This is a genomic window from Flavobacterium sp., assembly GCF_041911335.1.
Lineage (GTDB): Bacteria > Bacteroidota > Bacteroidia > Flavobacteriales > Flavobacteriaceae > Flavobacterium.
Map to the genome: position 1 here is coordinate 1 of NZ_JAYRPD010000029.1, position 13,578 is coordinate 13,578.

7 protein-coding genes are annotated in these 13,578 nt (G+C 36.5%); 2 read left to right on the top strand and 5 right to left on the bottom strand.

Annotated elements, in window-relative coordinates:
• Positions 1 to 5 precede the first annotated feature (5 nt).
• Positions 6 to 104: an IS3 family transposase gene (locus ACE3PD_RS03350; RefSeq protein ID WP_374398722.1), complete on the top strand. Its 99-nt coding sequence runs from the start codon at positions 6 to 8 to the stop codon at positions 102 to 104.
• Between the two features lie 52 nt (positions 105 to 156).
• Here the strand turns inward: ACE3PD_RS03350 and ACE3PD_RS03355 are convergent, their stop codons facing one another.
• The 4 genes from ACE3PD_RS03355 to ACE3PD_RS03370 form a co-directional block, all read right to left on the bottom strand.
• Positions 157 to 2,967 (bottom strand): T9SS type B sorting domain-containing protein, encoded by a 2,811-nt coding sequence (locus tag ACE3PD_RS03355; protein ID WP_374399526.1) that lies wholly within the window; start codon positions 2,965 to 2,967, stop codon positions 157 to 159.
• A 121-nt stretch (positions 2,968 to 3,088) separates the two neighbouring features.
• Positions 3,089 to 3,607 (bottom strand): DUF4136 domain-containing protein, encoded by a 519-nt coding sequence (locus ACE3PD_RS03360; RefSeq protein ID WP_374399528.1) that lies wholly within the window; start codon positions 3,605 to 3,607, stop codon positions 3,089 to 3,091.
• A 63-nt stretch (positions 3,608 to 3,670) separates the two neighbouring features.
• Positions 3,671 to 5,656, bottom strand: coding sequence for a urocanate hydratase (locus tag ACE3PD_RS03365; RefSeq protein WP_374399530.1), 1,986 nt, complete (start codon positions 5,654 to 5,656; stop codon positions 3,671 to 3,673).
• A 298-nt stretch (positions 5,657 to 5,954) separates the two neighbouring features.
• Positions 5,955 to 6,134 carry a DUF5522 domain-containing protein gene (locus ACE3PD_RS03370; protein WP_374399532.1) on the bottom strand — a complete coding sequence of 60 codons (180 nt, stop codon included), beginning with the start codon at positions 6,132 to 6,134 and terminating at the stop codon, positions 5,955 to 5,957.
• Between the two features lie 312 nt (positions 6,135 to 6,446).
• Here ACE3PD_RS03370 and ACE3PD_RS03375 point away from each other — a divergent pair, with 312 nt between their 5' ends.
• A complete protein-coding gene (locus tag ACE3PD_RS03375) occupies positions 6,447 to 6,773 on the top strand; it encodes a hypothetical protein (protein WP_374399534.1) in 327 nt (108 codons plus the stop codon).
• Here ACE3PD_RS03375 and ACE3PD_RS03380 read toward each other — a convergent pair whose 3' ends face one another.
• Entirely contained in the window at positions 6,774 to 13,286 is a 6,513-nt protein-coding gene (locus ACE3PD_RS03380) for a GEVED domain-containing protein (protein ID WP_374399536.1), read from the bottom strand.
• Positions 13,287 to 13,578 lie beyond the last annotated feature (292 nt).

Below are 13,578 nucleotides of genomic sequence, written 5' to 3' on the forward strand. Positions count from 1 at the left end.
ATGAAATAAAACAATATATAAACTATTACAATAACGAAAGAATTAAATCAAATCTAAACAAAATGAGCCCGATTAAATATCGAGCTCACTATTATCAAAATTAATTATAAATTTGTCTAAACTTTTGGGTGCAGTCTAAAACTAACTCTTTTTTAATTATCGTTTCATGGCGAAATGCGCTTTAAATTGTTTTTTAGCACCATTTTCCAAATAGTCTACTGTAAACCAATAATCTGTTGATGGAAGTAGTTCTTGGTTATAAGTACCATCCCAAAATTCTTCTCCTTTTAACTGTTTGATTAATTTGCCATATCGGTCAAAAATATTAATTACATCCGTATTTTGTAAACCAGCAATGTACCAAGTATCGTTGATGCCATCTCCATTTGGAGTGAAGTATTGTGGATAGTCAATTACCAATAATGTATAAGTTAAATAAGTACATCCTTGTGTGTCAATTACGGTTATGGTATGGGGTCCAGAACTTACATTTGTAAACACATTTGACGATTGTAATGTTCCTTCGTCTAAAGAATACATTAGTGTTCCGCTTCCTCCTGTTACATTCACTATTAAAGTGGCATTTCCACTAAAATAAGCACTTTGGGTTACAGCCATACTTGCAACTGGTGTTACTGAAGTGACATTTGCAGTTACCATAGTGGTAACATCTGAAGAAACACAATTCGTAACACTATTTGTAGCAATTACACCATATGTACCTACTGCATTTGCAGTATAAGTAGCATTGTTTGAATTTGGAATCGCGACTCCATTAAAATACCATACAAAATCATAAATAGCATTATCTAAACCTGAATCTAATGTGTAGGATTGGAATGGAACTCCAAATTCATCCACACAAATTGCGCCATCAGTTAAAGTTGGACTCGGACATGAGGTGGTGCAACTTACGGTTTCGGGTGGTACACATCCTACACCATTAGCTGTAATAGTAAAAACTACGACTTGTCCCGGTGTTAAGCCAGATACTGTAAAATTGGATGGCGAAATGTGAGTTCCAGTGATAGGAGCGCCTCCATCAATAGTGTAGCTGTAAGTGAAATTGGTCTGACCTACATTACTGAAATCAAAAGCTAAAGCTGTAGGAGTAGAATTGGCACTATCGCAATATAAATTTAAATTCGCCGGACTGCCTAGGGCTACTGTACCGTTAAGTGTTATGCTCCCACAACCTCCATCGGTTGTTACAGCATACGTGAAGGCTGCCGTAGGAGTTCCAGTAATAGTGAGCACATTCCCAGAAGTCGAAGCCGTTATTCCAGCAGGAAGTCCAGTAACGGTAGCACCTGTAGCACTACCCCCAAACGTGTAGGCAATAGGAATAAGGGCATTTCCCGTACAAACGGTTTGATTGTCAGTTCCTGCTACGGAAGTTAAACTTAAAGTGACACTCGGATTTATTACAATCGTCATGGTTGTTGTTGTAGCACATTGTCCTGCAGTTGGAGTAAAAGTGTATGTTGTAGTTGCAGTATTATTTATAGCAGGTGACCAAGTTCCAATAATTGCAGTGCTATTAGTTGATGTTGTTGGTAATGTAAAAGTTTGGCCAGAACAAATAGGTGCTATTGGAGTAAATGTGGGTGTTGTACTTGGATTTACTACCACAGTCATAGTTGTTGTAGTAGCACATTGCCCTGCAGTTGGTGTGAATGTATATGTCGTAGTTGTCGTAGTATTTATCGCTGGCGACCAAGTTCCATTAATAGCAGTGCTATTATTTGAGGCTGAGGGTAATGTAAAGGATTGGCCAGGACAAATTGGTGAAATTTGATTGAATGTAGGTGTTGTGGTTGATGAAATAGCTAATGTTGCTGCATTAGAAATTATAGTACATGACGCATTTAATGAAACTGCACAATAGAATTGATAACCGTTTAATGTTGTGAGGTTACCACTCAAACTTAAAGAAGGAGATGCTGTTCCTGAAAGCGTAACTCCAGGAAAAACTGAAGTTAGTAATGTCCAGTTTGTGTTTGTTCCGTTGTTATAATACCATTGGTAAGTTAATATACCAGTTGCAGATGCGGCAACTGCAAAAGTTGCTGTTGAAGGACAACCAGTTACATCAATTGGATGGCTGTTAATTGTTGGTAAATTATTTGAAACAGTAAATAGGCCTAAATCCGTACAAGTTTCTGATAATAAAGTAGTCCATTCTGTTGCATCGTAAATGTTGGAAGGTCCACTTGCATTAGAATTTCTTTTTATGGTATATCCTGTTTCATCTGGACAATAAACAACATCAATAGGGAGTCCGTTTTTGGTTAGTCTAATTTCGTCATCTTCATTAATACCCGCACCAGTTTCTGTGAAATTGTATGTAATTGCATTACACGTATTTGGTGATGCATTTCCAAGTTTTAAGGTATAAACACTGTTAGGAGGGACAGTTCCGGTTAAATCAATGGTTCTAGTAGGCGATGGGTTTCCAATAGACCCATAGCGTTCTAGTTTGTAAATACTTCCTGGAGCATTTAAAATTATTGGGGTATTTGTTGGATTGTATAATTCCATATACCACACATTCCCAGTTCCAGAATCATATACTTCTGATATAATTAAATCTGTAAAAGAAGCACACGTACCTAATGTGGTGTTCAAAGTAAAGAAAGTTGCTGCATTGGTTGAAACACCACTATCAATTACAGTGATTGTCTGGTTTTCTCCGCTTGCAATCAAAGGTACTATTGCTTGTAATGTAGTTGAGTTTATGTAAACTGTAATAGCATTAAAACCATTAAAATTAACTTGAGAAGTGGCTGAAAATCCAGATCCTGTAATTGTAACTCTAGTTCCTTTTGGACCTGAAGCAGGTGTAAATGACGTTATTAATGGGGCAATAACTGCATGACTAACATGGTTTTCAATTTTAGAAGAAGTCGAATATCCTAAATTAGAAAATACTAATATTAGTATAAGTATGATTTTTTTTAGAGCCATTTGAATAATAAACTTTATTTGAAAAGCGACTACAAATCTACAAAATAAAGGTTCTAAATAGTGTAAAAAAAAATTATTTAATAAAAAAGACGTAACTATATAGTTACGCCTTTTAATATTTTTATTTCGGAGGATACTGATCTAAAATTTTAACTACAAATTCTTTTATTACAGCCTCTTTCTTATCTCTATTTTGGGTAAGATAACCTGTTCCTTGTCCTTGCCAAACTAATTCCTTTGTTTTTGTATCTACAAAATCTAGAAAAAGGGTTCCTTCTGGTGTGGTTGTTACTGCAGGGCGATTCATTCCCATGCCCCAATAAGGTCCCCAACCCCAGCCAAATCCATAATTTTGATAAACTTCTACACGTTCACGTTCTTTAGTGAAGATATTTACAATAATATCTGGATTTTCCGACTTCGTAAAACCTTTAGTGGCCATAACTTCATCAATCGCATTTAAGATTCTTTTTTTATCAAAGTCCGAAATGGCAATATTGTCTAAGTTATTCTTCATGTAAGCATACGTTTTGTAATTGCTAAATGAAGCATTTTTATCATAGTCAGCATTGACATTTACAGAACTGCAGGAAGCCAAAGTAACTATAAATAGAATTGAAAGTAATTTTAATGTTTTCATAATATTTAGTTTTAAGTTTTGATTTCAGGAATAGAAGCTCAACTTGAAACTTGAAACCTGAAACTACAATAAAGATTCATCTACTAAATTAGGGATGGTAACTTTTAATAAAGGTTGCGTCTCCATAGCTCTTTTTATTGCAAAAATAGCACCTTCATTTCTTGCCCAACTTCTTCTTGAAATTCCGTTGTTGACATCCCAGAAAAGCATTGACTCTAAGCGTCTTGATGCTTCTTTACTTCCATCAAGAACCATACCAAATCCGCCATTAATTACTTCTCCCCAGCCAACACCGCCTCCATTGTGAATAGAAACCCAAGTAGCACCTCGGAAACTATCTCCAATTACATTATGAATCGCCATGTCAGCGGTAAATCTAGAGCCGTCATAAATGTTGGAAGTTTCTCTGTAAGGAGAATCGGTTCCGGAAACATCATGATGGTCGCGACCTAAAATTACATATCCAATTTCACCACGAGCAATCGCTTGATTGAAGGCTTCTGCAATTTTAATTCGTCCTTCGGCATCAGCATATAAAATACGAGCTTGTGAACCTACAACTAATTTGTTTTCTTGCGCACCTTTAATCCATTGAATGTTATCTGCCATTTGTTGTTGGATTGCTGACGGTGAATTTTTCATCATTTCTTCCAAAACATCGCAAGCAATTTTATCCGTTTTTGCTAAATCTTCTGGATTTCCTGAAGCACAAACCCAACGGAATGGTCCAAAACCATAATCGAAACACATGGGGCCCATAATATCTTGAACGTAACTTGGATATTTGAATTCACGACCTAATGTTGGATGGTCATTCATAACATCGGCTCCAGCACGAGAAGCTTCTAACAAAAAGGCATTTCCGTAATCAAAGAAATACGTTCCTTTTGCTGTGTGTTTATTAATCGCTGCCGCATGACGACGTAAGGTTTTTTGAACTTCTTCTTTGAAACGTTCAGGTTCATTTGCCATCATTTCATTCGATTCTTCAAAAGTAAAACCGATAGGGTAGTAGCCTCCAGCCCAAGGATTATGTAATGAAGTTTGGTCAGAGCCTAAATCGATATGTAAATTTTCTTGATCAAAGCGTTCCCAAACATCTACTACGTTTCCTAAGTAAGCAATGGAAACCACTTCTTGATTTTCTAATGCTTTTCGAACTCTAGCAACTAATAAGGTAATATCTTCTACAATTTCGTTTATCCAACCTTGAGAATGACGAATATGGGTAATTTTCGGATTTACTTCGGCACAAACGGTAACGCAACCTGCAATATTTCCAGCTTTTGGTTGAGCGCCACTCATTCCTCCTAATCCAGAAGTTACAAATAATCCGCCTTTTGGTGATTTTTTAATTTTTCTAAAACCATTTAAAACGGTGATTGTTGTTCCGTGTACAATTCCTTGCGGACCAATATACATATAACTTCCAGCAGTCATTTGTCCGTATTGAGAAACGCCTAAAGCATTCATTTTTTCCCAATCGTCTGGTTTGGAATAATTTGGGATAACCATTCCGTTTGTAACCACAACTCTTGGAGCTTCTTTATGCGATGGAAATAATCCCATTGGATGACCCGAATACATGACTAACGTTTGTTCGTCCGTCATTTCGGCCAAATATTTCATGGTTAAGAGATATTGTGCCCAATTTTGAAAAACCGCACCATTTCCGCCATAGGTAATTAATTCATGAGGATGCTGTGCAACCGCATAATCCAAATTGTTTTGAATCATTAGCATAATCGCTTTTGCTTGTTCAGATTTTCCCGGATATTCATGAATTGGTCGAGCATACATTTTGTAATCTGGACGCAAACGATACATGTAAATTCTTCCGTAAGTTTCTAATTCCGCTTTAAATTCTGGAATTAATTCGGCATGATGTTTTGCATCAAAATAGCGAAGTGCATTTTTTAAAGCTAATTTTTTCTCCTCGTCTGAAAGAATTTCTTTTCGTTTTGGAGCATGATTAATATCCGCTTCATACGGTTTTGGATTGGGTAATACCGATGGAATGCCTTGTAATATTTGTTCTTGAAATGTCATTTTTTAGTATATAGTTTGTTGTGTATTATAAAATATTGTCAAATCGAGTATGGTAGTCTCTTGTCAAATCGAGCGAAGTCGAGATTGTTCTGAATAATTTGTTTGTTAAACTTAATTAACAAAACTAAGGATAACGAATATCAGCCCTATGATAAGACTTGTGAATTTTGATTCGGTATTTGTATAATTGTATGTCCATTCTGTTATTTTATAAAAATAAATCAACTCCATCACCCCGTCACCCAATCTCCCCATCACCTCGTCTCCCCATCACCTCGTCTCCCCATCACCCAGTCTCCTACTTCTTCTTATTCGTTCCAGTTTTTTTATCAAAACCATAAGGGCAATGTCTGCATCCGCTTTTACAACAATACCCTCTTTTTAAATGATACTTTTCTGTAAAACACTTGTATCCTTCAGGAGTATAATAAAAATCTTCCCCTTCTTTTAAATTATTCGGATTGATATCGTTATTCATATCGACAAATCGACTTAAAAATCGTTATTTTTACTAGTTGGGTATAATTAGTTTTCAACATAAATTTTGTTATTTTCATTTTTTAAAGTAATTCCAATTGCGTCACTTCGAGTATTTTGCAAATGCAAAGCCGTAGATTTGCATTTGCAAAATGTATCGAGAACTGTAGAAACGAAATTTTTTATTACAGTTTATACCTACACCTAACGTAGTTATTTTAACTTCTACAAAAATAAATATTTTTAACCAAGATTTCTTCTTTCCTTTGGCTAAATAATAAAGTAAAGAAGAAATTTAGCAACTTTGCATGAAATGATTGTACTAGTTTTTAAATATTTAATTCCGAAAGGATTTAGAGGTTTTACCTTTTTTCCGTTTGTGTTTTTATCGGATAAAAAAGATAAAGCACATACGGTCTTATTAAACCATGAAAGAATTCATATTCGACAACAATTAGAGCTTTTGATTGTCTTATTTTTTATTTGGTATGGAATTGAATTTTTAGTTCGATTGGTAAGATATAAAAATAGGAGAGTGGCTTATTATAATATTTCATTTGAACGAGAAGCTTATGCAAATGAAAAAGACCTTTACTATTTAAAGCAAAGGTCTTTTTGGAGTTTTTTAAAGTATTTGTAATTAGTAAATCGCTTTTTTACTAACAACAGTTCCGTTTGATAATGTTACTTCTACTAATAAAGGACTTTGTGTTTTAGCAATGTTTTTAGATGAGAATGTATTGCTATTCACATTGTTAAACGTTCCTAAAACGCGGCCAAGTAAATCATGTACGCGTACCGATTTAATAACTTGGTTTGGAGCACTAATATTAATACTTTCGTTAGTGTATACTGTTACAGTATTTGTAATAAAGTCTTCGTTACCTAACGTTTCATTGTTGAACTTCAATACAAAACGATTTTCAAATCTACCAGTAGTAGCAGTAAAGCTGTAAGGAGCTACTCTTAAATCGTGAGTAATGCCTAAATTTCTATCTTCAAGATATATTCCTTGTGAAGCAGATTCAAATAATCCATCAACTGTTGAAATTCCTAAAGTATGTGTTCCATTTTGAGCAATTGAGATACCTAATGGAATTTGATCTGTATCGGTAAATGGTAATGACTTTCCTTGAATGTTTAATTTATCTGTATTTGAGAAGGAATACAATTCAAAATTTGTTTTTACATCTAAAGCAGGGGCATCATACATACGGTCTAGTTGATTAGTTGCACCATAAACATAACCAATTAAAGCCGTGCTTGAAGTGGTAGAAGGACTAATTAAATTTAACCAAATTCTATGTTTTTCTTCATTTTCAGAATTAGTTGTATTTGAATTTCTAAAGAAATTATCATTTCTATAGTCATTTCTTCTCATGCTGTTATTGAAAACTACATTTTCTGTCGTAGCAGCTGAAGTATGATTCATTAATACAAAGAAACCTTGTCCTGCTGCAATATTACCATTTCCTATAGGAGGATTTGCTCCTGTTGCATTATATGTAACATAATCTGCAACCGTATAATTTTGAACATAGTTGTTATAGAATGGGTCAGAAATTGCTGCTGATGGAAGTGTTCCGTGAGTCCAGAATTTTATAAACCCAGCCAAATTTGTATTGGTTGCTAAGAAAGTATTTGCACTAATTGCAGACGGATAAGGATTTCCTAACAAATTCCAGTTGTCATCGTCTGCTGTTCCTAAAGTTGTAGATACTAATGTATTATAAGTTCCTCCATTATAGGTTCCCCTACTTACAGGTATTGTAATGTTTCCATTGTTTGGTACTCCAACAAAATTAGCAGTAAAGTTTTGTAAGGTTGATGTGTAAGTACTTGGTCCTCTAACGATATAACCTCTACCGTTAACCATAGCTTCATTGCCACCAACCCAATTACCGTGATTATTCACAGTTCCTCCAAGTGTTGGAGCCCATTTGTAAATGAATCCTGTTGGTGTTAATGGTGAAACGGCACTAGAAGCAAAATTAGCAACAGGTGATGACCAGTAAACATAATCTAATTGTCTTATGTTTACATTACGTTTCATAGAAATGATACCGCTATTAGCCACATTGTTCACTTGAATTAAACTTCCTGTGTTTTCAATGTTAAAAGTACTCGTTGCACCTCTAACTTCTACAAAATCTGTAATGGTTAGAGTGTTAGAAGGATGAATGGTTAAATTACCACCGTTTACAACTTGTAATGTTTTTCCAAATCCATTATAATTGGTTCCTAATACATTAGAAGTATTAGCAGCTGGAGGGATAATAACACAAGTAGAGGCATCAGGAACTCCTACTGGAGACCAGTTGTTTGGATTATTCCAATCCCCATTTGTTCCACCTTTCCAAACTTTTGATTTATTTTGAATTGAAATATTTTGACTTACCGAACACCCATTAGATAAGGTTGCAGTAGCAGTAAAATCATAAGTTACTTGTTCTAATTGTGTAAGTGTAGGTCTAATGTAAACTGTAGTGATTGGGGTTCCAGTAACATAAGGAGTTGTGCAAGCAAAATCTTGGAAAGCCGCTACAGGTGTAACACTTGTCCAATCAAATGAAGTATTTAATGGTACATCTCCATAAACTTTGAAATTGTCAATTGCTAGACCATCACACCATTGACCATAGTAACGAACACGTACTCTTAAATTACTTTGATTGATGTGACCGTTTAAGTTAAATGTTTTGTTTACAAAACGTGTGCCATAACCAATGTCTGCAGTGTAACGCGTTAACTCTGTCCAAGCAACACCACCATCTGTAGATACATCAACCGTTACATAATCTAATGCTAAATCAGTGCCATCAACATAATATCTGGAATAATAAATGTCAAATGACATTGTTAAATTTAAATAGTTAGTAGAATTAATTACAGGTGACATTATAGCATTGTGTGTTGTGACTAGACCAACATCAGAAGTTGCCATTGCAAAATTATTTCCATTTAAGCCAGATGCAATTGCAGGGAACCATACTTGTTGTGCAGGTACAAATGTACTTGGTCTATTTTGCCATTGTGTTAATCCGTCAGTTACACCTCCATTACTTACAATATTGTCATTAATCATAACTCCTAAACCTGAATTGAAAGGTTCGTTAACTAAATAAGATAGTTGTTTGTCTCCAGAAGCAGTTAATGATAATACATTATTTTCACCACAAACTTCAGGTACGGAAGGAGTAAATGTTAAGTTGGCTAGTGGACTAATAGTTGCTACTACTTTAGTTCTTACTAGTGATTCACATCCATTAAAAGCAGTTACCCAATACGTTGTTGTAGCAGCTAAAAATGGTGTTGTCCAGCTTCCAGTTGCTGTTGTTGCTACAGGAGTTCCTCCAAATTCGGTGGTATACCAGCGATATTGTGTTGGTGCACCAGAACCTGTTGCTCCTAAAACTACATTACCTGATCCACAATTTCCTCCATCAGTTACCGCAGTGATTACTGCAGAACAACTAGCTACTACTGTGAAAATGTAGTCTTCTGTTTCACCATAGTAATTAATGTTCTGGCAAGCGTCAAAATTACTAATAGCATCTGGGTCACAGAAACCCCAATTTATACATGCATTACTACTATCATCTTTACTAATTCTAATTCTAATTCGGTAATTTCCAACTGCTTGTAAAGTAGGAATTACAAATCCAAAAGTAGTTGAATAGGAAGCAATACCTCCAACATCATATACTTTTTCTCCTGCATCTAAGAAGTCTCCATCTTTGTTCCAATCTACCCATGCTTTCATGTAGCCACGATTGGTTGTTTGGGTTGAAATATTTACCCCTTGCCCTTGTGCTTGTCTAGCTACATTAGGTAAAGTGGTAAAATCTTGGTAACCTCTAGGAGCACTAGAATAGGTTGAATTATTAGAAACATCATTTAAAGTTCCTACAAAACTAATATTGGTAAAATAAGTTAAAGATTCGAAGCCAGCACCAACAGAAGGTGAAGGTGAACAGTACGATGGGTTTGCTGTTGTAGTTGATGAAGTTCCATTTAATGGAGAAGTAGTATTGTACAAAGGACCTCCTGTACATAAATTATTCAATGCATATACAAAGAAATAATAGTTAGTAGATGGCGTTAAACCAGAGGCCACAAAAGTAGTACCGCTTCCAATACCTACTACTGTATTTCCTGCTCCAATGGTGTTTCCTATGACATAATTTGTTCCATTTACAGGTGTTGGAGCCACATTGGTAGTATTCATAACAATTAAATAACTGTTAGCTGTTGGTACAGCAGGAGAGAAATAACCTGAAATAAAATTGCCACTAGGTATTAATGTCAAAGCTGTTGGTTGAGTTGTTGGTGCAACACAAGGTGTAGGAGAGAAAACGTTAATCGTATAATCTTCTGCTTCACTATAGTTTTGATTGCCACACTCAGTTGGTGTAACATTGTAAGTTGCTCTCACTCTCATACGGTATGTACCAGGAGTGTTAGGAACTAATATGTTAAATGGGCTTGCAGATGTAGCGCCATTATTTACATTTGTTGCGCTACCTAAATTGTATTGTTCACCTGCTTCAAACGCGCCATTTGAATTCCAATCAATCCATGCTCTTACATAAACAGTATAGTTACCTGCAGTATTAACTCTAACTGTTAATGGGTAAGTAGATGATCCCATTAATGAGGTTGAAATAGAGGTGAAATCGCTGTAAGCTGATGTCCCACTTGTAGAATTATTTATAGTATTGAAAATTACATTTGTAATTCCTGTACCATTATCTGTAGTTGCTGTTGGGATACAAACACAAGTTGCAGTTGCAGTTGTAAAAATAAAAGTAGCAGAAGTAGGAGCGTCTCCACAGGCATTTTTAGCAACAATTCGCCAATAATAGGTTGTGTTAGCTGCTAAAGCTCCTGTATTGTAGGTATTAGTTGCTACGTTTGCAGTAACTGTTGCAGGAACACTTCCTGCACCAAAATATACATCATAAGAGGTGGCACCAGCTACAGCACCCCAAGAGATACTTGTAACTGCTCCTGATCCTGCATAACAAACACCTGTTGCTCCGTTTGTTGGAGTTGGGGTGGCTACAGTAGTAGGTAAACTATTAATGGTTATTAAAGCTGTTTCTACAAAACATCCTGTTGGTAAAGTATATATAACTCTAACAGTGCCCGAAGTGACTCCTGTTAATACTCCAGAAGCATTTATGGTAGCATTTGCATTACTTGTTGACCAAGTTCCTCCAGCAGTTGCATTTGTAAAGGCTGGTGTTGTACCGCCAACACAAACGGTTGCCGCTCCACCGCCAATTGCTGTAGGGGTAGGGTTTACCGTTAAATTATAAGTGGCTGGTGTACAAGAACCAATGGTATATCTTACCGTAACTGTACCAGCTGTTGTTCCTGTTAAAACACCGCCTGGTGAAGTTATTGTTGCAGCACCAGTTCCATTAAGTACAGACCAAGTTCCACCTCCATTAGGATTTGTAAATGCAGGAGTAGATGATCCAACGCAAACCGTTGCCGCTCCTCCAGTTATTGCACCTGGGGTTTGTTGTACAGCTATGTTAGCTGTTTCTATAAAACATCCTGAAGGTAGTGTGTATCTAACTCTCACATTTCCTGCGGTGGTTCCTGTTAAAATACCACCAGCTGTTATACTTGCAGTTCCTCCCGCTGGTATTACCGACCAAGTACCACCTGGTGTTGCATTAGTAAAGGCAGGAGTTGAAACTCCTGTACAAACCGTTGTAGCGCCGCCACCAATTGCTGCAGGCAAAGGGTTTACTGTAAAAGTAGCTGCCGATGTAGCAGTTCCTCCTGGTGTCGTAACTCGTACTGCTCCTGTTGTTCCTGTTCCTATTGTTGCAGTAATTTGTGTTGCAGAATTAACTACATACGAAGCAGCAGCTGTTCCTCCAATAGTAACTGCGGTTGCTCCTGTAAAATTGGTTCCTGTAATAACGACTGTTTGTGAAGAACTAGCACAAGCACTTGATGGTGTAAAAGAAGTAATTGTTGGAGGAGAAGTGTGAGTTACGCAAATGGTAAAAGCGTTATTAGTATTTACACCCCAGTAATCGTAAACTTGAATATAATAGGTATTACCGATAGTTAAACCGGTTAATGTTCTTGTTTCTATTCCATCATTACCTGTTGCGTCAATACAAGCACCACCAGTTGGTATTGTTGCAGAGCCACAAGCGGAAATAACGCCTAACACAGGATCTATGCCTAGTGCACCATCAACTGTTATCACATGTGTGCTGGCTACTGCTACAAAGCTATACCACACAGCTTCTTCAGTTCCATCTGTACAATCTCCAGTTTCATTGTTGTCAGTGGCACCTAAAGTTGAACCTGTAGTAGGTGTACATGTAGTATTTGAAGTTATACTAATAGCTCCTGAGCATACATCATTAGGTATTAATAGATAGCTAATTCTTACTTGACCATCTGCACCAGCGCCACCAGCTCTATCTACTCCACCACCTCTTTCGCCGCCGCCGCCGCCGCCGCCTGGTATAGTTCCTGGATTACCAGGGTTATTTATAAGTGCTGATCCACCTGCTCCAAAAATAGTTAAAACTGTTCCAGAGTTACCACCGGCTTGTCCAGAATTGTCTCCTACAGTCCCACTAAGGCCATTATCATTTGTTGTTCCGCCAGAGGCAGTTCCACCTGTCCCTGCAAATCCTCTGTTTCCTTGTCCGCCTGTACCACCATTTGCAACCATATTTATGCCTAAAGCAGCTCTAACAAAAGTAGTTGCAGTACCACCTGCGCCTGTCCCTGCAGCTGCTACACCTCCAATACCACCGGTTCCTACTGTATAAGTAAAGACATCACCAGGAGTTACAGCTATAACTCTTGTGCTTGCTCCGCCTCCGCCTCCGCCAGAACCACCATCATTGTTAGAATTAGAACCTCCGCCTCCGCCTCCAGCTCCCCAAATACCAACTGTAATTGAAGTAACACCAGCTGGTACGGTAAATGTTTCTGAACCTCCAGGCGTGTTATCTGTAAAAACAACCTGCCCAAACGCATCAGAAAATCCCAATAGCGTAAAAAGCACAACTAGTAAGCTAGCGGTTTTTGTTTTACTTTTCTGAAAAAAGGTATTCCATGCATGGGGAAATGCAGTAGAACTAGTTAGTAGATTGTAATTCTGTTTCATAAATAGGGGGTTTGTATTCTTTGTTTTGATTTTTTTATCATTTTTAAATCCAAGATTTGAATTTCCTCGTAAATGAATGAAATGCTAATTTTAGACTATAAAAAAACAAATATATCAATAAAATAGAATATTTTACATCACATTTAAAAGGTAGTTTTGTGAAAACCTTGTATTGTTGGTAAAAATAGTAAAAAAATCGATAAAGTGTATAAAAAAATCGATGAAATGCTGTTTTTTAAGTAAAAAAGAGGTGTTGATTTTTCTTACAGAATTAATTTTATTTTTTTACATA